General features: G+C 37.3%; 22 protein-coding genes. 4 read left to right on the top strand and 18 right to left on the bottom strand.

Annotated elements, in window-relative coordinates; genetic code table 11:
• The first annotated feature begins 34 nt into the window (after window positions 1–34).
• The gene (locus IGL86_RS06935) at window positions 35–241 is read left to right on the top strand and encodes a cold-shock protein (protein ID WP_002357404.1); all 207 of its coding nucleotides are present in this window, start codon (window positions 35–37) and stop codon (window positions 239–241) included.
• 104 nt (window positions 242–345) lie between these two features.
• Here IGL86_RS06935 and IGL86_RS06940 read toward each other — a convergent pair whose 3' ends face one another.
• Window positions 346–807 carry an EbsA family protein gene (locus tag IGL86_RS06940; protein ID WP_002357403.1) on the bottom strand — a complete coding sequence of 154 codons (462 nt, stop codon included), beginning with the start codon at window positions 805–807 and terminating at the stop codon, window positions 346–348.
• Window positions 808–907: 100 nt separating this feature from the next.
• On the opposite strand from IGL86_RS06940, the gene IGL86_RS06945 reads away from it, so the two are divergent.
• Complete coding sequence (locus tag IGL86_RS06945; protein ID WP_002357402.1) at window positions 908–1,315, top strand: ribonuclease HI family protein; 408 nt, start codon at window positions 908–910, stop codon at window positions 1,313–1,315.
• 130 nt (window positions 1,316–1,445) lie between these two features.
• Here the strand turns inward: IGL86_RS06945 and ybaK are convergent, their stop codons facing one another.
• The 10 genes from ybaK to tyrS all read right to left on the bottom strand — a co-directional run bounded on the left by ybaK (window position 1,446) and on the right by tyrS (window position 10,495).
• Window positions 1,446–1,961: a Cys-tRNA(Pro) deacylase gene (ybaK, locus tag IGL86_RS06950; protein WP_033625742.1), complete on the bottom strand. Its 516-nt coding sequence runs from the start codon at window positions 1,959–1,961 to the stop codon at window positions 1,446–1,448.
• Entirely contained in the window at window positions 1,958–2,719 is a 762-nt protein-coding gene (gene aroD / locus IGL86_RS06955; protein ID WP_010712514.1) for a type I 3-dehydroquinate dehydratase, read from the bottom strand. Before aroD ends, ybaK begins: the two co-directional genes overlap by 4 nt.
• A 155-nt stretch (window positions 2,720–2,874) precedes the next feature.
• Complete coding sequence (locus IGL86_RS06960) at window positions 2,875–4,659, bottom strand: ABC transporter ATP-binding protein (protein WP_010823724.1); 1,785 nt, start codon at window positions 4,657–4,659, stop codon at window positions 2,875–2,877.
• Window positions 4,659–6,410, bottom strand: coding sequence for an ABC transporter ATP-binding protein (locus IGL86_RS06965; RefSeq protein WP_033625743.1), 1,752 nt, complete (start codon window positions 6,408–6,410; stop codon window positions 4,659–4,661). The genes IGL86_RS06960 and IGL86_RS06965 overlap by 1 nt, the downstream gene beginning before the upstream one ends.
• 196 nt (window positions 6,411–6,606) lie before the next feature.
• Entirely contained in the window at window positions 6,607–6,825 is a 219-nt protein-coding gene (locus IGL86_RS06970) for a YneF family protein (protein ID WP_002357397.1), read from the bottom strand.
• Window positions 6,826–7,018: 193 nt separating this feature from the next.
• On the bottom strand, window positions 7,019–7,912 hold the full coding sequence (locus tag IGL86_RS06975) for a deoxyribonuclease IV (protein WP_010715252.1): 894 nt from the start codon (window positions 7,910–7,912) through the stop codon (window positions 7,019–7,021).
• 10 nt (window positions 7,913–7,922) lie between these two features.
• The gene (locus IGL86_RS06980; protein ID WP_002369299.1) at window positions 7,923–8,390 is read right to left on the bottom strand and encodes a DUF1801 domain-containing protein; all 468 of its coding nucleotides are present in this window, start codon (window positions 8,388–8,390) and stop codon (window positions 7,923–7,925) included.
• Window positions 8,390–9,052, bottom strand: coding sequence for a YdeI/OmpD-associated family protein (locus IGL86_RS06985; protein WP_033625745.1), 663 nt, complete (start codon window positions 9,050–9,052; stop codon window positions 8,390–8,392). Before IGL86_RS06985 ends, IGL86_RS06980 begins: the two co-directional genes overlap by 1 nt.
• A complete protein-coding gene (locus IGL86_RS06990; protein ID WP_016615162.1) occupies window positions 9,049–9,228 on the bottom strand; it encodes a hypothetical protein in 180 nt (59 codons plus the stop codon). Before IGL86_RS06990 ends, IGL86_RS06985 begins: the two co-directional genes overlap by 4 nt.
• 4 nt (window positions 9,229–9,232) lie before the next feature.
• Window positions 9,233–10,495, bottom strand: a complete 1,263-nt coding sequence (tyrS, locus tag IGL86_RS06995; protein ID WP_430605582.1) for a tyrosine--tRNA ligase — start codon at window positions 10,493–10,495, stop codon at window positions 9,233–9,235.
• Between the two features lie 184 nt (window positions 10,496–10,679).
• Between tyrS and IGL86_RS07000 the strand changes: the two genes are divergently transcribed.
• Complete coding sequence (locus tag IGL86_RS07000) at window positions 10,680–13,085, top strand: transglycosylase domain-containing protein (RefSeq protein WP_033625747.1); 2,406 nt, start codon at window positions 10,680–10,682, stop codon at window positions 13,083–13,085.
• A gap of 104 nt (window positions 13,086–13,189) precedes the next feature.
• Here the strand turns inward: IGL86_RS07000 and ccpA are convergent, their stop codons facing one another.
• Window positions 13,190–14,191 (bottom strand): catabolite control protein A, encoded by a 1,002-nt coding sequence (ccpA, locus tag IGL86_RS07005; protein WP_002357319.1) that lies wholly within the window; start codon window positions 14,189–14,191, stop codon window positions 13,190–13,192.
• Between the two features lie 214 nt (window positions 14,192–14,405).
• On the opposite strand from ccpA, the gene IGL86_RS07010 reads away from it, so the two are divergent.
• Window positions 14,406–15,509 carry an aminopeptidase P family protein gene (locus tag IGL86_RS07010; protein WP_033625749.1) on the top strand — a complete coding sequence of 368 codons (1,104 nt, stop codon included), beginning with the start codon at window positions 14,406–14,408 and terminating at the stop codon, window positions 15,507–15,509.
• Window positions 15,510–15,629: 120 nt separating this feature from the next.
• Here IGL86_RS07010 and IGL86_RS07015 read toward each other — a convergent pair whose 3' ends face one another.
• From IGL86_RS07015 to hprK, 6 genes are all read right to left on the bottom strand, one after another.
• Window positions 15,630–16,217, bottom strand: coding sequence for a YtxH domain-containing protein (locus IGL86_RS07015; protein ID WP_002381831.1), 588 nt, complete (start codon window positions 16,215–16,217; stop codon window positions 15,630–15,632).
• Window positions 16,218–16,232: 15 nt separating this feature from the next.
• Complete coding sequence (locus IGL86_RS07020) at window positions 16,233–16,664, bottom strand: DUF948 domain-containing protein (protein ID WP_002357316.1); 432 nt, start codon at window positions 16,662–16,664, stop codon at window positions 16,233–16,235.
• Window positions 16,665–16,841: 177 nt separating this feature from the next.
• Entirely contained in the window at window positions 16,842–17,738 is an 897-nt protein-coding gene (gene galU / locus IGL86_RS07025; RefSeq protein ID WP_002360159.1) for a UTP--glucose-1-phosphate uridylyltransferase GalU, read from the bottom strand.
• Between the two features lie 11 nt (window positions 17,739–17,749).
• Window positions 17,750–18,772: an NAD(P)H-dependent glycerol-3-phosphate dehydrogenase gene (locus tag IGL86_RS07030; protein WP_002357312.1), complete on the bottom strand. Its 1,023-nt coding sequence runs from the start codon at window positions 18,770–18,772 to the stop codon at window positions 17,750–17,752.
• Between the two features lie 68 nt (window positions 18,773–18,840).
• A complete protein-coding gene (gene lgt / locus IGL86_RS07035; protein ID WP_002381830.1) occupies window positions 18,841–19,674 on the bottom strand; it encodes a prolipoprotein diacylglyceryl transferase in 834 nt (277 codons plus the stop codon).
• Between the two features lie 17 nt (window positions 19,675–19,691).
• The gene (gene hprK / locus IGL86_RS07040; protein ID WP_002357309.1) at window positions 19,692–20,627 is read right to left on the bottom strand and encodes an HPr(Ser) kinase/phosphatase; all 936 of its coding nucleotides are present in this window, start codon (window positions 20,625–20,627) and stop codon (window positions 19,692–19,694) included.
• Window positions 20,628–20,760: the final 133 nt, after the last annotated feature.

The following is a 20,760-nucleotide window of genomic DNA, read 5'->3' on the forward strand; positions in this document are numbered from 1 at the left end:
GTGTCTTTACAAATCTAAAAGGAGCGTGAATTGGATGCAAAAAGGAATTGTCAAATGGTTCGATAACAGAAAAGGTTATGGTTTTATCGTTTACAACGAAGAAGATGAGATTTTTGTCCACTTCACTGCTATAGAAGGTGACGGATTCAAATCACTTGATGAGAATCAATCTGTAGAGTTCGAGATAATGGAAGGCAATCGTGGGCTACAAGCAGCACATGTCAAAAAAATAGATAACTAAAAAAGCTGAACCAACAACGCTTTGCTCCAAAAAGTAAGTAAACGTAGCGTTTGTTTCAGCTGATTATTTTAAGATTTTGAGAGTGGGTCACCAGTCGTTTCGACTTATGACTCACTCTTGTTTTTTTCTTCTTTTTTATGAAGGCCCAAAGAATGATCTTCTGCTACCTTCAATTCAGGCTTTTTTACCTTAAGTGCCTCAAGAAATAACGGAATCGTTTTCTTTTTCATTAAAAAGACTTTTGAGCCTTCCTTAAATTCTGAGGAAAAAATTTCGATGCTTTTTTCATTGTAGGTTACTTTTTCTATCTGAGAAAGCGGAAGTGCTTTTTTGCGAAACCACAAAACATCTCTGACAATTAAAGATGTTTCTGTCATATTAAAAGACCGCGCAATTCCTAGATAAGCAAACACAAAAAATGGAACCATCACCAGATTACTAATCAAGTAAGGACCATTATTTTCCAATGCTAAAATTAAACTAATAAATAATATACAAAATGTGCAAGACCAGTAAATAATTGTTGATGCTAATTCTGGCTGCCAATAGAATTTCTGTTTTTTCATAAAGTGCCCTCACTACTTCTGGATCAACGCCGCTAAATTTAAATATGTTATAATAGTAACATACTTTTTTTAAGAACAAAAAGAAATTAGGAGTAATTTTATGTTAAGAATTTATGTAGATGCTGCAACAAAAGGCAATCCAGGTGAATCTGGCGGCGGTATCGTTTACCTCACCGACCAATCGCGGCAACAATTGCATGTGCCTTTAGGCATTGTTAGTAATCACGAAGCCGAATTTAAAGTGCTGATTGAAGCTTTAAAACAAGCGATTGCCAATGAAGACAATCAACAAACCGTTCTTCTCCACTCAGATAGTAAAATTGTTGTCCAAACAATTGAAAAAAACTATGCTAAAAATGAAAAGTACCAGCCTTATTTAGCAGAATATCAACAACTAGAAAAGAATTTTCCTTTGCTCTTAATCAAATGGCTACCTGAAAGTCAAAACAAAGCGGCCGATATGCTCGCACGGCAAGCATTACAAAAATTTTATCCCAATAAAAAGTAGCACTGTTTACTTAATGCTTTTCCTTTATTAATTTGATAATTAAACACGTGGAGCAAAAATCACTTGGGATTTTTGCTCCACGCTTAAAAACAGATAAACGGTTCTGTCTCGACTTCTTCTTATAGCCCACTTATTCTTCTGTCGTTATTTCCGCTAATTGCCCATTGGTTAGCGAAAGGATTGCTTCAGGTGCTAATTCAATTTGCATGCCACGTTTGCCTGCAGAAACAATAATTGCAGAATATTGTTGAGCTTCTTCAGCTAAATAGGTGGGAAATTGTTTTTTCATCCCAATTGGTGAACAGCCCCCACGAATATAGCCTGTGGTTGCTTCTAAATCTTTTAAGTGAAGCATTTCTACCTTTTTGTTGCCACTAGCTTTCGCTAATTTTTTCAAATCTAATTCTTGATTACCAGGAATGACAGCCACGACTGGACCTGTTTTATTACCTACTGTAACCAAGGTTTTAAAAATTCGTCCTTTGTCAATATCTAAACTTTCAGCGACACTTTCTGCACTTAAATGATCTTCGCTCCAAGCGAATTCATATTCTTTATATGGTACTTTATGTTGTTCCACCATGCGCATCGCATTCGTTTTTTGTTGTGTTTTTTTCTTTGCCACTTTTTTCACCTTCTGAATCACTTGTTTTGTTCGAATGTCTTTAAATAATTTCTTAATACTTGTACGGATAGTTGGCCTGGTGCAGACGCTTGCTGGGCTGAGCCAAAAGTTAGTGCCGATCCGAACAGTTGACCTGTTACGCGACTAATCATCCCTAACTGTCCCATTGACATAGTAACGATTGGAACGGATGCATAATGGGTGTACATTTCATTGGTTGCTGAAAGTAACGTAAGTACATCTGTCGCATCTTGTGGCATCACAGCTATTTTACAAATATCTGCCTGACGCATTTGCATTTGGCGTAACCGCGCGACAATCTCCTCTTGCGATGGTGTTTTCTGAAAGTCGTGATTACAGAGAACAATTTTAATCCCCGCCTTTTTAGCTTCGTGAATTAACGTATCTGCCGCCAGCGGATTCGCAAATAATTCAATATCTAATAAATCCAACGCACCCTTTTTCACTAATTCATGATACAAAGCAAAATAATTTTCCTCGGAAAAAGCCATTTCGCCGCCTTCTTTTTGTGTACGAAAAGTTAACAATAACGGTTTTTGCCCCAACCGTTCCATTACTTGTTGTGAAAGATTACATACATCGGAAAAATCAGCGACATTTTCATAATAGTCTAAACGCCATTCCACCAAATCACAATCTAGTGTTTGGCTCGCCGTTGCTTCGGCCAAAATATCCTCGGCTGTTCGAGCAACAATGGGCACCACAATTTTGGGATTGCCTTCACCTATTCGCACATTTTTGACTATAACTGGCTTCACAGTTCCACCTAACTTCCTCGTTTATTTTTCTCTCTTCATATCATACCATTTCTCTTCTTTTTTGCAATTTAAAGAGCTACAAAGACACCTAGAATTAGGAATTTCCTAACACTAAATGTCTTTGTTTGGGTTATTTAACTCTTTCTGTTGTTACGTTAAACTTCCGTACTTTGTAACTGATACATATCCGCATAAAGGCCCCCTTCTGCCAGTAACGTTTCGTGCGTTCCTCGTTCTACAATCTGCCCTTTGTCTAAAACTAAAATCAAGTTTGCATCACGAATCGTCGAAAGGCGATGCGCAATCGCAATTGTCGTTCTTCCTTGTCGCATTTTGGCTAATCCTTCTTGAATCAATCCTTCTGTTTCTGTATCAATATTAGCGGTTGCTTCATCTAAAACTAAAATTTTGGGATCAGTTACAATTGTTCGTGCAAACGAAATTAATTGACGTTGTCCGCTAGAATAACTCGCTCCTCGTTCAATGACTTTCGCATGATAGGTATTGGGTAACGTGTGAATAAATTTATCCGCCTGAACAAATTCCGCAGCCTGTTTAATTTGTTCATCTGTGATGTTTGGATTCAGTAAACGGATATTTCCAGCAATATCTCCATAAAACATGAAAGCATCCTGTAATACCAAGCCCATCTTTTCCCGTAATTCTGTCATGGGAAAATCACGAATGTCACGATCATCAATTAAAATCTGCCCTTCATAAAATTCATAGAAACGCATGAGTACATTAATAATTGAACTTTTACCACTTCCAGTATGACCGACTAAAGCGACGGTTTCCCCGGGATTTGCAACAAAGCTAATATTTTTCAATACTTCGTTTTTGCCGTCATAAGAAAAAGTAACATTACGAAATTCAATTTTCCCGCGAATAATTTCCCCATTCGCACCTACTGATTGTTGCGGTGTTAATTCTTCCGTATCCATAATTTTTAAAATACGACTACCTGCGACAATCCCATCTGTAAAGATACTTAGGAAGTCCATCATTTGTGTCATCGGATTAAAAAAAGCTTGGACATACGTTACAAAAGCATAAATCATTCCCGCTTCTACAGGAGAATGTAAAGCATCGATGCCAAACATAGTTAAGGCCAATGCAATCGCCAACGTATACAACAAATTAATGATGGGACTTAATAATAACGAATTCATACGAATCATTGCTACTCGTGTTTTTAAATAGTCATCATTGGTTTCTTCAAATTCTTTTTCCAAACGTTTTTCTTGGCGAAATTGTTGAATGATTTGCATACCAGAGATGTATTCATTTAGTTTGGTGTTTAATTGACTTAATTTTTCCCGCATACTGCGATATAATTTTGAACTAAATTTTTGGTAATACCAAATTACAACTAATAAAATTGGCAAGAAAATTAGACAATAAAATGAAATTTCTGGACTGAGTTGAAACATTGCAAAAAATGACGAGATTACGGCAAAAATTCCTGTAATCACCATTAGGAATACATACCAGAATTCAAACAATGTTTCTGTATCGTTGGTAACACGAGACACCGTCGAACCCGCTGGTGTTTGATCAAAATAACGCATACCTAAAGTGTGTAATTTTTCAAATAATTTCACTCGTATATATTGATACGTTTTTAAAGAAGCCATCGAATACAAATACCATTGGAAAAACCAAACAATACTTTTGACAATGACACCAAAAAAATAAATAGCAGCAAAAGTTAGAATCACTTGCATTGTAGCAGTTTTAGGCGTTAAATAATTATCCATAAAAACTTGAATGACTCTAGGCAAAAGAATATTGATAATTGATAAGCCAAATGCAAAGAGAATAGCTGTGTAAAACATGCGTTGAAATGGCTTGGCAAAACGAAACAAACGCTGAACAATCGTTAATTGTTCTTTCATCGGTAATTCTCTGGACCATTCGGATTGATACTTTTCTTCCATTAACTCTCACTCCCTTCAATTTTCGCTTCTAATTGCTGTTTTTCCCACATCCGCTGATACCAACCCTTCTGAGCCAGTAACTCTTGATGCGTCCCCCGTTCAATAATTTTCCCTTCATCCAACACTAAGATTTCTTTTGCATGCATGACACTACTTAAACGATGCGCTGTAATAATAGTGGTTTTTTCTTGGCGCGTTTCTTTTAGATTTGATAAAATCGCCTCTTCAGTCTTCGCATCGACTGCAGATAAGGCATCGTCTAAAATTAACAATTCTGGTTCAACAATCAAGGCCCGTGCAATAGAAATCCGTTGTTTTTGTCCTCCAGAAAGCGAAACGCCACGTTCCCCAACCATTGTGTCATAGCCTTCAGGGAATGCTTTAATTTCTTGGTTAATAAATGCTAATGCTGCCGCTTGTTCAACTGCTGCTTGTTCCAAGTCTGGTTTAGCAAAACGAATGTTATCTCGTACCGTCATGGAAAAGAGAAAATGGTCCTGTGGCACGTACCCCATTGCACCCATCAATGCATCTAATGTGTAATTTTTAATGTTATGTTTTCCAAAGAAAATCGTTCCTTGGTATTGGTCATATTCACGCATCAACAATTTCAAAATAGTGGTTTTACCAGCGCCTGTTTTGCCAACAATCCCCAAGGTTTCTCCTTCTTGCAACGAAAATTGGATATTTTCCAAAGCCACCGTCTCTTCTTTTGGATAAGAAAAAGAATCAATCTTCATTGAAATTGTCCCTTGCGCCATTGTTTTGATGGCATCTTTTCGTTCGATAATATGCGTTTTTTCATGTAATAATTCGTTCACACGATCGTAACTAGCATTCCCACGTTCTAACACATTAAATAAGCGCCCAATCGCAAACATTGGCCAAACTAGCATCCCAATATAGGCAATGAAAGAGACCAACTGACCTAAACTAATCGTTCCTTCCATGATGAAACGACCACCAATAATAATTGTCAAAACATAAGAAATACCAATAATCAGCGTAATAAACGGATCAAATAGTGCATCTAAAAAGTTCGTTCGTTTATTTTTGACGATAGCATCATCAATTTTCTCTGTAAAATCAGCAAGATCTTCTTTTTCTTGCCCAAATGTTTTAATGACTTTAATTCCAGTGATACTTTCTTGTGTTTTATCATTAATCGCTGAAAAAGCAGCTTGTGAATCTCGAAAGGCATCATGCAACTTAGAACCTAGAACTCGTGAGGTGACCGCTAATAAAGGCAGCGGTAATAAAGCAATTAATGTTAAGCGCCAATCGACAAATAGAACCATTGCGATAATCGTTGTTCCTCCCGTAATCACAGAGTCAGCAAATGTTAAAATCCCAGCTCCAGCCACATTTTGGATGGCATTTAAATCATTGGTTGCATGCGCCATCAAGTCACCTGTCCGATATTTCTGATAAAAGATGCTATCCATTTTTGTGAAATGATGAAATAATTGAGTCCGTAGCTCTTTTTCCAAACGAGCGGCACTCCCCCAAATATGCATCCGCCAAATATAGCGAAAAAGATATTGGGCAAGCCCAGCACCAACCAAGAGTGCAACCCACACGATAATTTTCGTTAAGCGAATTTCTTTGTTAACGATTTCATCTACAACGACGCCAATAACTTTGGGCGGGACTAATTGAACAAGAGCGACCATCATTAATGAGAAAACCCCAATAATATAACTTTTTTTCTCTTGCTTAAAAAACCAGCCTAATTTTTTGAATATGGACATTCAGTTGTCCCTCCTTTACTTTGTTGTTCTACGAAGACTACTTTCGAGCTAGAAGGTTTCTTCGTTATTGTTGTTTTTGATTAAACGTTTCGCTCTTTTCCTCCTAGATTATCCTATTCTCCCGCAAAACAACAAAAAAACGGACTGAAAATCAGCCCGTTTTTACACTTATTCATGATTACCTGAATAACCTTTACTATTTTCCTTGGTTTTTCATTTGTTGCATCATTTGTCTAACCTTTTTCTCTGACGGTTTTTGACCCATTGATGCCATCATCATGCGTAACATATCCTCATTAACGGGAGGATTTTTTTTGAAATAATCTTGCATATATTTGCGTGCAAGGAAAAAGCCCCCTGCAGCGCCTACTAATAAAGCGATTACTGCGATTAATACTACCCAACCTGTTGCCATTGAAACTCTCTCCTCTCCGTATAGTTTTGCTCTCAATGAATTATTTTACTAGAAATAGCAAAAAAAGAAAAGTTCTTTTTGCGGGATTTCTCTTAAATAATGAAAAAAGTCTGATTTTTTTGCAAAATAGTGATTAAAAGTCAAAAATATACGCTCTTAAATGTCAATAGGACCTTTAAAAGCGATTGTTGCTTTAGTTTTGTCCTTGAATTTTTTCTAATAATTCTGGATCAAATGTTTGATTTTTTAACATCGCAATTTCAAAGCCGTAAGGGGCCTTTTTATTTTTTTTGTCTTCTCCGACATAAGGTGTTTCTAAAATTTTTGGTAAAGCAGTTAATTTTTCATGGTGAACCACACCGTTTAAAGCTTCAAAACCAATAGTGCCAAAGCCAATATTGGCATGACGATCTTTATGTGAGCCCATAGGATTTTTAGAATCATTCACATGAATAACTTTTAAACGATCCAATCCGATAATTTTATCAAATTCAACTAATACGCCATCAAAATCATCTTTTACATTATACCCTGCATCATTAATGTGGCAAGTATCCAGAGTGACAGAAAGTTTATCATTTAGCGTAACTCCGTCAATAATCGCAGCTAGTTCATCAAACGTACGGCCGATTTCGGTTCCTTTACCAGCCATTGTTTCTAAAGCGATTTGAGGGATTTGCTCTTTCCACAAGACTTCGTTTAGACCTTTAACAATTTGTTTGATGCCGGCTTCTGAACCTGCGCCAACATGCGCACCTGGGTGTAACGTGATTTGCGTTGCTCCCAACGCTTGTGCTCGCTCAATTTCTTGTCGCAAAAAGTCTACGGCAAAACCGAAATTTTCCGTTTTGATTGTATTGCCTAAATTAATAATATACGGGGCATGAACGACGATATTACTCAAATTGTGTTCCTTCATAAACGCTTGCCCAGCTTCAATATTCATTTCTTCAATCGGTTTCCGGCGCGTGTTTTGTGGCGCACCTGTATAAATCATAAAGGTTGTTGAGCCATAACTAGCCGCTTCCTCGGCAGAGCCTAATAGCATTTTCTTGCCACTCATACTAACGTGTGATCCTAATAACATGTGGTTCCTCCTAATAATTCTTCTTTTTCTTTTGGTAGTGTTGATACTGTTGCAGCCATTCTTCAAGCGTGATTTTTGTTACTAATTCGCCAATTAGTTCATAGGGTATTCGCTTAGGATTAGTGAAGCGAAGACAACTTTTCCCCATGTTTAGCTTTGTTGACACTTGTTCCTGATAGGCTTCTTGAAACCAACTTCGGACGGCTTCATTTCCCATTAATCCCATGTGATATAAAGCTACTTGCCTTTTAGTAGCGCCTAAACTGATAAATGGTAACGGTTCATCACCACGGTTGAGATAGCCTTCCGGAAATACTGAAAGCGGTACAACAAAGGTTGGCATGCCATATTGCATTGTTAATTCAAATCCTGCTGGCAAATTTTGCGAAACGACATCTAATACTTGCTGATAAGCAATTCGCCAGTTTGGTTCAACTGTTTCGATATATGCTGTAACTGTTTCAATTGACTGCGCCATTATTTCTTCCTTTGCTGATAAAGCGCTTTGGTTTTATAGCCTTCTTTTAAAATGACTAACATTTCAGTTTGCCGCTTTTTCCGTGTCTCCGCTCGCTTTGCACTAAATACATACCGCGCCCACTCTTTTTGATAACCAGGCGTTAATGCAGCGAATGTCGCTGCAGCAGCTGGTTCTGTTTGTACCAACGCTTCAATTTCTGGTAAATATTGAACATAATCCCCAACAGCAGAACTGGTCTGATTCTTCGCTGGCTTTTTAAGAACATTCTTCATGCCGACAACCGTAAAAGTCTCATCTAAACTAACCATGCGATTAAATTTTAAGGTTGAGCCTTTAATATACCCATCTGCCTCGTTTACTTGTAATGTTGGAAAAATTTCATCTCGGTGGACAAAGGTTGGATAGATTTTATTGCCTTTTTTCGGATAAGCCACATATAACAACCCATTTTCTACTAAATGTTGACCTTCAATCACCATTGAAACAATCTCTTGAAATTCCGCCATCGTTTTCACAAATGCAAAAATCAGCTCAACTGGTTCTGAGGGTAATTGCTGCGCGGCTGAAGCAAATTCAGATAGATACTCTCCCTGTGGTCTATTTAAAATAACTAGTTGCTGATACTTCGTTAAGTTTAACTTTTCGACAATTGATTTCATAACCTACTCCTTATAGCGACTGTACTTTTTATTCTAGCATAGCACAAGTTATCTGTAATTGAATATGCCCAATAGTAAAAAAGAGTTTTTTGTAACAGAATTAATCCCAATTTATCTTTTTTAAAAGCGAAAGCTTGGAACCTGTTGTCTAAACGACCTTCGTCCCAAGCTTTCATTTTTTTAGTATTTTAACAAGAAATATTTTTTCTTCCCGCGACGAATCACAGTAAATTGTCCTTCAATTTTATCAGTTTCTGTCAATTCAGCTGCTAAATCTTGTCTACGTTCTCCATTGACGTAAATCGCTCCATTTTGAACATCTTCACGGGCTTGACGTTTGGATGGTTCTATTTTTGAGGTAACTAATAAGTCGACTAAACTTAATTGATCCTCTGGTTGCACCTCGTACGTTGGTACATCTTTAAAGCCTTGTTTAATTTCTTCTGCTGTTAAGCTTTGGATATCCCCGCTGAATAAAGCTTCTGAAATTTTAACCGCTTGATGATAGGCTGCTTCACCGTGGACTAAAGTAGTCACTTCTTTGGCTAACGCTTTTTGCGCAGCACGTTGACCTGGGTTCGCTGTAAATTCTTCTTCAATTGTTGCAATTTCATCCAATGTTAAGAAAGTAAAGTATTTCAAGAATTTCACGACATCACGATCATCTGTGTTAATCCAGAATTGATAAAATTCATATGGCGAAGTTTTTTCCGCATCTAACCAAACTGCGTTTCCTTCTGTTTTACCAAATTTGGTACCATCTGCTTTTGTAATTAAAGGCATAGTTAAGCCAAATCCTTGAACTTCTTGTTCTCGGCGTAATAATTCAATCCCTGAAGTAATGTTTCCCCATTGATCACTGCCGCCTAATTGCAATAAACAACCTTCTGTTTCGTACAATTTCAAGAAATCATACGCTTGTAATAATTGATACGCAAATTCAGTATAAGAAATTCCTGTTTCGATTCGGCGTTTCACGCTTTCTTTACTCATCATATAGTTAATTGTAAAGTTTTTTCCAACATCACGTAAGAAATCAATTAATGAAAGCTCTCCAAGCCAATCATAGTTATTTGCTAGAATCGCTGGATTTTTTTCATCTTCAAAATCGATAAAACGTGACAACTGGCCTTTAATACTTTCAGACCAAGCTTTCACTGTATCAAGTGTGTTTAAACTACGTTCTGCATCTTTGAATGATGGATCACCAATCATGCCAGTTCCGCCACCAACTAAAGCAATGGGCACATGGCCATTTTGTTGGAAATGACGTAACATAAGAATTGGCAGTAGATGCCCGATGTGTAAACTGTCTGCCGTTGGATCAAAGCCGATATATAATTTAACAGATTCTTCATTTAATTGTTTTTGTAAGGCTTCTTCATCTGTGACTTGGTAGACCAACCCACGGGCTTTTAATTCTTCAAAAAAAGCTGAATTCATGATTTTCCTCCTATAGTAAAACATAATAATAGATCAAATTCCCCTATTCATAGTAACCGATTCTGTCACACTTGAAAAGTCAAAAAATGAGATTTCCCTATTTTCTCTTAAGTTTTTTCAACAAAAAATGGCAATTGGTGTAGAAACTATTCATAGAAGCTTTTTTTTGCTATAATAACACAGAATGTATCATTTTATTGAGGTGAAGCTTTTGAAAAATAATTCAAGTAACAATAAGCAAAAACCAACGACCTCTTCTGGCGGCAATGTCTTTTTACTTATTTTAAATGTCATTATTCGCGTTTTTCAGTCATTAGTGGTTTTTGGGGTTATTCTGATTGTCTTAGGTGGCTCTCTTGGCTTAGGTATCGGAATGGGCTATTTTGCTTTTCTAGTTGAAGATACACAGCCCCCAACGAAGGAAGAATTGCAAAAAGAAATCAGTGATATTACCGAAGTGTCAAAAATGACTTACGCAGACGGTACCCCGATTGCTAACATCAAATCAGATTTAATTCGGACACGAATTAATGGCGATCAAATGTCTCCATTGCTAAAAAAAGCCATTATTTCAACAGAAGATGAATATTTTGAAGAACATCATGGGGTAGTACCAAAAGCGCTAGTTCGAGCGTTGATTTCTGATGCGACAGGTATCGGCGGTTCTTCTGGTGGTTCAACATTGACTCAGCAATTGGTAAAACAACAGATTTTAACTGACGAAACGACTTTTAAACGGAAAGCCAACGAAATTTTATTAGCTTTACGTATTGAAAAATACTTTTCTAAGGACGAAATCGTGACAACTTATCTAAATGTCTCCCCTTTTGGTCGTAATAACAAAGGTGAAAATATTGCAGGCGTGGAAGAAGCAGCCAAAGGACTCTTTGGTAAAAGTGCCAAGGACTTGAATCTTCCTCAAGCGGCCTTTATCGCAGGACTTCCCCAAAGTCCCATTGTTTACACGCCCTATACTAACACTGGTGCCTTGAAAGACGATTTGTCTTTAGGAATGAAGAGAAAAGATTTTGTTCTTTTCAGTATGTACCGAGAAAAAGCTATTTCGCAAAAGGAATATGAAGAAGCCAAAGCTTACGACTTGAAAAAAGACTTTTTACCAACTGAGCAGGCCAATGTCAATACAGAAGGCTATCTATACTACACGGTGTTAGATAAAGCAGTTGAGATTGTCATGGATTTAGATATGAAGAAAGCTAAAGTTAATCGTGATGATTTAGATCAAGTTGGTTTAAATCAATATAAAGAACAAGCACGTCGCGAAATCCAGTCGCAAGGCTATACAATCCAATCGACCATTGATCAGAATATTTACAACACGATGCAAACCGCTGTCGCAAATTATGGTTATTTGCTTGATGATGGCACTGCAGATGTCAATGGGAATACAATGATTGAAACTGGCAATATTTTAATGGATAACGCTACTGGTCGTATCCTCGGTTTTATCGGCGGCAGAAACTTCGATATTAATCAAAACAACCATGCATTTAATGCCGATCGTCAAGTTGGTTCTACGATTAAACCAATTTCTGTCTATGGCCCTGCGATTGATCAAGGACTCATTGGTTCTGAAAGTCGTCTGGCCAACTACCCAACGACTTATGCTGATGGTACAGAATTTGTTAATTCCACAAATGTGGATTTAAATCAATTCGTGACTGTTCGAAATGCCTTGAATTGGTCTTTCAATATCCCTGTCGTTCATGTTAATAATGAGCTAAGGAAAAAAATGGGTGATGATAATTTCTCTTACAATCACTACTTAAGTAAAATGAACTATCCAGCTTCAGATGCTTGGGCTTACGAATCTGCGCCATTGGGTTCAGTAGAAACAAATGTTGTAACACAAACAAACGGCTTCCAAGCGCTTGCTAACAAAGGTAAATATCAAAAAGCCTACATGATTGAAAAAATCACAGACAATAGCGGACATGTGGTCTACGAACACAAAGATGAAGGAACGCAAGTTTATTCACCGGCGACCGCTTCTATTATGAATGACTTGTTGCGCTCAGTGGTGGATTCTGCGAATACGACAAAATTCAAACCAACATTAGCTGGCTTGAATCCTCATTTAGCCAGTGCTGATTGGGTCGGAAAAACTGGGACAACTAATGACTATAAAGATTCATGGCTGATTGTCTCTACCCCGACTGTGACACTAAGTTCTTGGTCAGGACATGATCTACCAGCGCCAATGACGACGACCAGCGGCGACAATAACGGGAATTATATGGCGAACTTAGCCAACGCGCTGTACTATGCGAATCCAGAATTGTTTGGCATTGGTCAAAAATTTGAATTAGATCCAAGCGTTATTAAATCAAAAGTTTCTGAATTTACTGGTGAAAAACCTGGCTCAATTACCTATAATGGTGCCAAGTTCAACACACCTGGCAAAACAACGACTTCATACTATGCCAAAGATGGTGCACCACAAAGTACCTATAAATTTGGGATCGGTGGAACAGACAGCAATTACGCTTCTTACTGGGGAACTCTTGCTCCACGTGCCACTACAAATAATAACAACAATAAAAACAACGATAATAAAAAGAACAATAATTAACTCGCTAAAATGAGCCAGAAAAATACGTTTTCTGGCTCATTTTTAGGTATCAAAAAACGGCTAAACTAAGAGTTAACGCTCTTAGTTTAGCCGTTTAATTCAATTTATTTTGTTGAACCTTTTTGATCAATTCCATAAGGTAAAACAACTGTTTTTTCTTCAATTTCTTCTTTGTTCATTAGTTTTGTTAATAAGCGCATTGACACGGCACCGATATCATATAAAGGTTGTGTAATACTTGATAGACGTGGACGAGAGACTTCTGTAAGCAACGAGTTATTGCTTGTAATGATTTCAAATTCTTCTGGAACTTTCACACCAGCATCTAGCATCCCATCTAATAAACCAATTGCTAGCTCATCATCTGTAACAAAGGCAGCAGTTGCCCCACTATTACGGACACGCTCAGCCAAATTAATGCCTGCTTTAAATTTATATTCAGATTCAAAAACTAAGCCTTCATTATAAGACAAGCCATTTTCCGCTAAGGCTTCTTTGTAGCCTTTCATTCGGTTTTGACCATTAATTGGATCGATTAATGCACCACTAACAAAAGCAATTTTTTTGTTCCCATTTTTCGCTAAAGTCGCTGTTGCATCTTTCGTTGCTTCTGTGTAATCAATATTTACGCTACCAACTTGTTCATCTGGATCAATTGAACCTGCTAAGACAACAGGTGTTTTTGAACGTGAAAATTCACCACGAATATCATCTGTAATGCGATGACCCATAAAGATAATCCCATCTACTTGCTTGGCAAGTAAATTGTTCAATACAGTAACTTCTTTTTGATCGTCTCCATCTGAATTAGCTAAAATGATATTATATTTATACATTGTAGCCACATCGTCAATGCCACGTGCTAATGAAGCAAAAAATGCATTACTAACATCTGGAATAATAACACCCACTGTTGTCGTTTTTTTACTTGCTAAACCACGTGCGACTGCGTTAGGACGGTAATCTAAGCGATCAATCACTTCTAAGACTTTTTTACGCGTTGCTGGTTTTACATTGGGATTACCATTGACAACACGAGAAACAGTAGCCATAGATACATTTGCCTCTCTAGCAACATCATAAATTGTAATTGTTTGTTTTTCCATGTTTCTTCTCCTATAAATATGAATTTGTTCTCATTTTCTGAAAACACTGTTTACATTTCTTTCCTAGCCTAGAATATCAAAATTCTTCTATTTTTGCAACCGTTTTATCGTTTTTTCATGAAAATTTACTTTCCATTTCAAAAGGAACTTTTTGTCATTTCATGTTATGATAGTACTGTGATTCACTTCAGAATAAAAGAAAGAAGGATGTTTTATGAATCAAGAAAAAATTGCCGATTTAAAAAATTGGATGCACCAAGAAAAGATTGACTTCACTTATATTAGTGATCCTGGTCATATCGCTTACTTTTCTGGTTACGAAAGCGAACCTCATGAACGCGTGTTAGCTTTGTTTATCGCTGCGGACGACCAATCATTTTTATTTACACCTGCATTAGAAGTCGAAGATGCCGAAAATAGTAGTTGGACTTATCCCGTTTATGGTTATTTAGATAGCGAAAATCCTTGGGAAAAAATTGCGGCTTTATTAAATAAACGAACACAAGGCACACCACGCTTTGCTTTAGAAAAACAAGCTCTTTCTTTAGCTCGTTTCGATCAATTGAAAACCTATTTCCCAGCTAGCGATTTTTCGCATGATGTTACGCCTTTAATTGAAAAACTTCAATTAATTAAAACAGAACCTGAAATTCAACGTTTACTAGAAGCTGGTAGTTGGGCGGATGTCGCTTTTGAGATTGGCTTCAAAGCAATTCAAGCAGGCGTTGCGGAACAAGAAATTGTTGCAGAAATCGAGTATCAATTAAAACGTCAAGGTATTCGCTCAATGAGTTTTGATACGTTAGTCTTAACAGGAAAAAACGGAGCTAGTCCTCACGGGGTACCTGGCGAAACAAAAATTGAGCCCCATGACTTAGTGTTATTTGATTTAGGTGTCGTTCATAATGGCTATTGTAGTGATGCCACACGAACAGTCGGCTACTTGGAACCTTCTGATTTCCAAAAAGAAATTTATGGAATTGTTTTAGAAGCACAATTAGCAGCAACTGAAGCGGTGAAACCTGGTGTTACAGCAGGCGAATTAGATGATATTGCCCGAGGTGTAATTACAAAAGCTGGTTATGGTGAATATTTTAACCATCGCTTAGGCCATGGCATTGGAACCACTGTCCATGAATACCCATCGCTGGTTCATGGCAATGATTTAGTTATTGAAGAAGGTATGTGTTTCTCTATTGAGCCCGGTATTTACATTCCTGGAAAAGTAGGCGTTCGTATTGAAGATTGTTTACACGTAACGAAAACAGGCTCCGAACCATTCACTAAGACAACCAAAGAATTGCAAATTATCCAATAGCATAAAAATAAAATGAGGCCATCAGTCAACCGGACTGATGGCCTCATTTCTAAATTTTAAGGTAAGCCGCTGAACAAAAGCAGCGCGATATGTTGCTAGCTTTCATGAGCTAAACGCTTATTACCCTTTAAATTCTTTTTTCACGTCTTTCGCTGCATCTTTAACATCTTCTTTTGCTTCTGCAGCTTTTTCAGGAACATCTTTGGTGGTTTCTTTTGCTTCATCGACACCAGCAGAAACAGTTTCTTTGGCCGCTGCCGCAGAATCTTTAACGTCAATATAGATATCTTCTGCTGCATCTTCGGCAATTTCACCTAAATCTTCTGCGTGATCTTGAGCATCGTCAGCTGCTTTTTTAAATTGATCAGATAAATCACCTGTTTGTTTTTTAAAGTTATCAAGCATGTCGCCAGAAACACCTTGTGCTTTATCCAATGAATCTTTTGTTTTTTCTTTGACAGAACCTGCCAAATCAGAGGCTTGATCTGATAAAACGCCGGCTTTTTGTTTTGCGATTTCTGTTAATTCTGTTCCTTTTTGAACAGCATAATCTGTGTAATCTTGCGCTTTGTTTTTTAAATCATCTGTTTGATTTGATAAATCATCACGTAATTCTTTACCTGATTTTGGTGCAAGTAATAATGCGGCAACGGCTGCTGCTGTTCCACCAATTACTGCTCCTAAGAAAAATCCGCCTTTTTTAGCCATAAAAATCTCCTCCAATTAGTTATTTGTTTTTTTATTTTTTGAACGCATTGCTCTAAAAGCAGAACCGCCTACTTTACTCACTAAACCAGCTTTCGCTGTGCCTTTCCCTACGGTTCCTACCTTCGTAATCAAATGTTTACTTGAGGTGTTCAATTCAGAGACACTTTCGCTTAAATCAGCAACGGCCGTAAACAACGGATCAATCGTTGCCACTTTTTGATTCACATCTGTCAATAGTTCATTACTTTTAACAAGCAAGCCTTCCACTTGGCGACTCAATACATTCACATCGCTAGTCACGACTTTGATTGTTGTATTTGTTTCATCAATTGTATCTTCAATTTTTGAAACAACTTGAGAAACTTTATATAACACAAGTACTAAAAAGATGACTAAAACAACAAATGCTACCGCTGCAATTAAGGCAGCAATTTCCCCACCTGACATATCATTACTCCCCTCTGAAATTTTATTTATAATCTTAGGATAACACCAACTTATATTTTTCACAACTCATAAAGCTAAGAATGACAATTTATTTTATAAAATTCTCATGCCCTTTTCTTTAAGAAAATAAGCGTAAAATTTCCTTCTAACGAATTGAAATTTTACGCTTATTTTTATTTATTTTTCTTTTGGTTGCTCTTTTTTCGCTAATTGAGCACCTAAATTAATAATGTATTCTCGTAAATTATCTTTTACTTCTGGATGAGTCAAACCATATTCAATGCTTGTTTTCATAAACCCAAATTTATCGCCAACGTCGTAACGTTCTCCTTTAAACTCACGAGCAAAAACGCGTTGTGTTTTATTTAAAGTGTCAATCGCATCTGTTAACTGAATTTCGTTACCAGCGCCTGGTTTTTGATTTTCAAGTACATCAAAAATTTCAGGGGTTAATAAATAACGGCCGATAATCGCTAAATCACTTGGTGCTTCCTCGGGTTTTGGTTTTTCAACAAAGTTCTCGACATTGTATAGTCCTTTTTCGATTTCTTTTTCTGGATTGATAATACCATATTTTGAAGTATCTTCATGGGGTACTTTCATTACCGCAATCGTCGAAGCATGTGTTTCTTCGTAATCATCCATTAATTGTTTCGTTAATGGCACTTTATCTTCCATTAAATCGTCGCCTAACATCACGACAAAAGGTTCATTGCCAACAAATGCTTTCGCTTGTAAAACAGCGTGACCTAAGCCTTTCGGGTGGGATTGACGAATAAAATGTAAATTAACATCCGTTGTTTCTTCGACTAATTTCAATAAATCGGTTTTATTTTTTTCTTTTAAATTATTTTCTAGTTCAACATTTGAATCGAAATGATCTTCAATCGGACGTTTGGCTTTGCCTGTCACAATTAAAATATCTTCGATTCCTGAAGCTAGTGCTTCTTCTACAATAAATTGAATCGTTGGTTTATCAACAATCGGTAACATTTCTTTTGCCATCGCTTTGGTAGCCGGCAAGAAACGTGTTCCTAACCCAGCTGCTGGAATAACTGCCTTTTTAACTTTCATCTTTTTTCCTCCTAAAAATCAAGTGTAAATTCGTTTTCGGTTTTGCCATCGCGCAACATGATTTCTTTTGCTGCTTGTTGTACATCTTCGTCATTGTACAAGACATTGTAGATTGTTTCTGTGATTGGCATTTCGACTTCTAGTTGTTGTGCCAATTCATAGGCTGCTTTAGTTGTTGAAACACCTTCCACAATCATGCCCATGTTTTCTAAGACTTCATCTAACTTATGGCCTTTTCCTAATAAATTACCCGCACGCCAATTTCGAGAATGGACACTTGTACAAGTAACAATTAAATCCCCAACACCACTTAAACCAATAAATGTTAATGGGTTTGCTCCCATCGCAACCCCTAAACGACTAATTTCTGCTAAACCACGAGTCATAATTGCCGCTTTGGCGTTATCACCAAAGCCTAAGCCATGAATCGCTCCAGCGCCCAAAGCAATAATATTTTTTAAGGCCGCCCCTGTTTCTACACCAATCACATCATCATTCGTATAAATTCTAAAGTAATCATTCATAAACAACTCTTGCACATACACAGCGTCTGCTAAATTTTCGCTTGCTGCTGTAATGGTTGTAATATCATGAACAGCGACTTCTTCTGCATGGCTTGGACCAGATAAAACCACAATCCCTTGCCGTTTTTCTGCTGGAATCTCTTCCGCTATCACTTCTGAAATTCGCTTATGTGTACCTTGTTCGAGCCCTTTACTTGCATGAATAATAATTGGTTTTGTTTTTAAATGTTGGGCCACTTCTTGTGCTACTGAACGAATGGCTTTAGTTGGTACCACAAACAGTACCGCATCCACATCTACTAAAGCAGTGGCTAAATCAGTGGTTGCCTGAATTGAAGTAGGTAAGATTAATTCTGGTAAATAATGTTTGTTGGTATGTTTTGTATTTATTTCATCGATTTGCTCTGGTTTATTTCCCCAAATACAGACCTCGTGTCCATTTTCGGCTAATACTTGAGCTAAAGCTGTCCCCCAGGAACCTGGACCTAAAACAGCGACTTTTTGTTTCATCGGTGAAACTCTCCTTTCGCTAAACAACGTTACTTCTTTAGTTTACCATATTCTTCGATCAAGTTGGATTAAGAAGTTGTTATTTTTTTCTTTTGTTTCTCCCGATTGTAAAATTTCAAATTGGGATTTCTTCTACGAACGATCACAATAACAATTGCTGCCACGAACATCACTAAAGACAACAATTGTGAGACACGAATGTTACTAAACGCATACAAACTGTCCATCCGTAAGCCTTCGATGAAGAAACGGCCGAAAGAATACCATATTATATAACCTAAAAAGACTTCGCCTTCTTTTAAAAAGTGTGGCTTTTTGCGTAATAACACTAAAACGATAAAGCCTAAAACATTCCAGACAGATTCATATAAAAATGTTGGTTGATGATACGTTCCGTTGATATTCATGTTATCAATGATAAACGTTGGTAAATGGAGATTTTCTAAAAATTGTCTGGTGGTCGCTGGCCCATAGGCTTCATGATTCATAAAATTGCCCCAGCGACCAATTGCTTGCGCTAAAATCACACTTGGTGCGGCAATATCTAAAAAAGTCCATGTAGAAATGAAACGATGACGCGTAAAGAAAAACAGCGCCAGTCCCCCACCAATAAGACCACCATAAATCGCTAAGCCACCATTTCGAGTAAAGAAAATTTCAATCGGATTGTCTACATAATCTTGCCATTGAAAAGCGACGTAATACAAGCGCGCGCCAACAATTGCTGCAGGTAATCCCCAGAGCATAAAGTCAAAGACATCATCTTCTTTTAAACCAACACGAACGGCTTCACGACTACTTAGCCAAACAGCTAAAGCAATCCCTGAAACAATAATAATTGCATACCAATAGACGGGAATACCGAAAAGGCGAAATGCAATTGAATTTACTTGAGCTAACATCATCACATCTTCTCCTTCTATTCTCCTGAATTTTCTTCAATCAAACGGGTTAAGCGCTCTTCGAACGTTTTTGTTGCATCATAGCCCATTGTTTTCGCGCGGAAGTTCATTGCTGCTACTTCAATGATAATGGCCACATTTCGGCCGGTCTTAACAGGAATACGAATCTGAGGGACATCAACGTTAGCTATTTCAACCATTGCATCATCACTACCAAGACGATCATATTTCTTGTCTTTTTCCCATGCCTCTAAATAAACAACCAGTTGAACTTGCATAAAGCCACGGACCGCACTAGCTCCAAACAGGTTCATGACGTCAATAATCCCGATACCACGAATTTCAATTAAATGCTGCAAAATTTTTGGTGGCTCTCCAACCACGGTTAATTCATCTTGCTGATAAACATCGACACGATCGTCTGCGATTAGCCGATGTCCACGTTTAATAAGCTCTAAAGCTGTTTCACTTTTACCAATACCGCTATCTCCTTGAATCAAAACACCAAGTCCATAAACATCAACTAAAACCCCATGGACACTTGTCCGAACAGCTAAACGGCCATCTAAATAACTGGATAGTTCCCCTAGTAAACGGGAAGTTGAAATCGGTGAACGTAATACAGAAACCCCATTTTCTTTTGCTGCTGTAATTAATTCTTCGGGGATTTCTAGTCCTCTGGATACTATAAAGGCTGGAGTATCTTTCGCACATAAACGGCGCATCACTAATAAACGCTCTTCAGGCATCATTCGTTCTGCAAAGGTAATTTCTTTGCTCCCAAATAATTGTAAACGGTCATGGGAATAATAATTAAAATACCCAGTTAATTCTAAACCTGGCCGGGAAATTTCACCAGTTTTAATTGTTCTATTTAAGCTTTCTTCATCTCCGTATACTACTTCTAAAGAAAGATTTTCTACCAGTTGATAAATCTTTACCACTTCTGTCATATCGAATGTCAGTCCTTTCTGCTACTTGTTATATTTTATCATTTAAAAATACAAGTTTCTAGCTATTCACTAGATAATTCCTAGAATTATCATATTTCAAAAAAATGAAACTATTTTTCAGTGAAATTACCTA

Origin of the sequence: Enterococcus sp. DIV0774 (assembly GCF_050539095.1) — a bacterium.
Taxonomy (GTDB): Bacteria; Bacillota; Bacilli; order Lactobacillales; family Enterococcaceae; genus Enterococcus; species Enterococcus faecalis.

Coding starts and splice junctions, on each gene's coding strand:
- IGL86_RS07020 (WP_002357316.1), bottom strand. CDS start 16,664: ATGTCAGGTGGGGAAATTGCTGCCTTAATTGCAGCGGTAGCATTTGTT.
- IGL86_RS06970 (WP_002357397.1), bottom strand. CDS start 6,825: ATGGCAACAGGTTGGGTAGTATTAATCGCAGTAATCGCTTTATTAGTA.
- IGL86_RS06985 (WP_033625745.1), bottom strand. CDS start 9,052: ATGAAATCAATTGTCGAAAAGTTAAACTTAACGAAGTATCAGCAACTA.
- IGL86_RS06935 (WP_002357404.1), top strand. CDS start 35: ATGCAAAAAGGAATTGTCAAATGGTTCGATAACAGAAAAGGTTATGGT.
- IGL86_RS06940 (WP_002357403.1), bottom strand. CDS start 807: ATGAAAAAACAGAAATTCTATTGGCAGCCAGAATTAGCATCAACAATT.
- IGL86_RS06965 (WP_033625743.1), bottom strand. CDS start 6,410: ATGTCCATATTCAAAAAATTAGGCTGGTTTTTTAAGCAAGAGAAAAAA.
- hprK (WP_002357309.1), bottom strand. CDS start 20,627: ATGACAGAAGTGGTAAAGATTTATCAACTGGTAGAAAATCTTTCTTTA.
- tyrS (WP_430605582.1), bottom strand. CDS start 10,495: ATGAATTCAGCTTTTTTTGAAGAATTAAAAGCCCGTGGGTTGGTCTAC.
- IGL86_RS07010 (WP_033625749.1), top strand. CDS start 14,406: ATGAATCAAGAAAAAATTGCCGATTTAAAAAATTGGATGCACCAAGAA.
- ccpA (WP_002357319.1), bottom strand. CDS start 14,191: ATGGAAAAACAAACAATTACAATTTATGATGTTGCTAGAGAGGCAAAT.
- IGL86_RS07030 (WP_002357312.1), bottom strand. CDS start 18,772: ATGAAACAAAAAGTCGCTGTTTTAGGTCCAGGTTCCTGGGGGACAGCT.
- IGL86_RS06945 (WP_002357402.1), top strand. CDS start 908: ATGTTAAGAATTTATGTAGATGCTGCAACAAAAGGCAATCCAGGTGAA.
- IGL86_RS07000 (WP_033625747.1), top strand. CDS start 10,680: ATGTATCATTTTATTGAGGTGAAGCTTTTGAAAAATAATTCAAGTAAC.
- IGL86_RS06960 (WP_010823724.1), bottom strand. CDS start 4,659: ATGGAAGAAAAGTATCAATCCGAATGGTCCAGAGAATTACCGATGAAA.
- lgt (WP_002381830.1), bottom strand. CDS start 19,674: ATGTTAGCTCAAGTAAATTCAATTGCATTTCGCCTTTTCGGTATTCCC.
- IGL86_RS06990 (WP_016615162.1), bottom strand. CDS start 9,228: ATGAAAGCTTGGGACGAAGGTCGTTTAGACAACAGGTTCCAAGCTTTC.
- IGL86_RS07015 (WP_002381831.1), bottom strand. CDS start 16,217: ATGGCTAAAAAAGGCGGATTTTTCTTAGGAGCAGTAATTGGTGGAACA.
- galU (WP_002360159.1), bottom strand. CDS start 17,738: ATGAAAGTTAAAAAGGCAGTTATTCCAGCAGCTGGGTTAGGAACACGT.
- IGL86_RS06975 (WP_010715252.1), bottom strand. CDS start 7,912: ATGTTATTAGGATCACACGTTAGTATGAGTGGCAAGAAAATGCTATTA.
- IGL86_RS06980 (WP_002369299.1), bottom strand. CDS start 8,390: ATGGCGCAGTCAATTGAAACAGTTACAGCATATATCGAAACAGTTGAA.